Origin of the sequence: Streptococcus bovismuti (assembly GCF_042436615.2) — a bacterium.
GTDB lineage: Bacteria > Bacillota > Bacilli > Lactobacillales > Streptococcaceae > Streptococcus.
Map to the genome: position 1 here is coordinate 1 of NZ_JBHMFR020000023.1, position 323 is coordinate 323.

The following is a 323-nucleotide window of genomic DNA, read 5'->3' on the forward strand; positions in this document are numbered from 1 at the left end:
ACTAGGTTAATACGACTCCAACGTTTGAAGTTCAGTGTTTCAACCACATCATCCTTAGCCTTGCTTCCATCTTCGTAAACGTAATGGATGGTACGGTTAACACTTTCCTTGTTGTCCAAGTTTTCAACGGTTCCTGGCCAACGTGGGCTATCTGGTTGTCCTGGATTGACTGGTGTATTTGGTTGTGGGCTTGGGTTATCTGGGTTAACCGGTTCAACACGTTCTGAAAGGGTTACAGTGTAGACTTGGTCACGTGCTGTATCGTAGTCATAAACCTTAGCACCACCTGCTGTGAATTCATCGCTAACAAGCTTGTAGCCTTG

1 protein-coding gene is annotated in these 323 nt (G+C 45.5%); it reads right to left on the bottom strand.

The annotated features are described in order from the left end of the window. Window positions 1-323 (bottom strand): mucin-binding protein (locus ACERDH_RS09810; protein WP_415741924.1); only part of this gene is annotated, 323 nt, incomplete at both ends.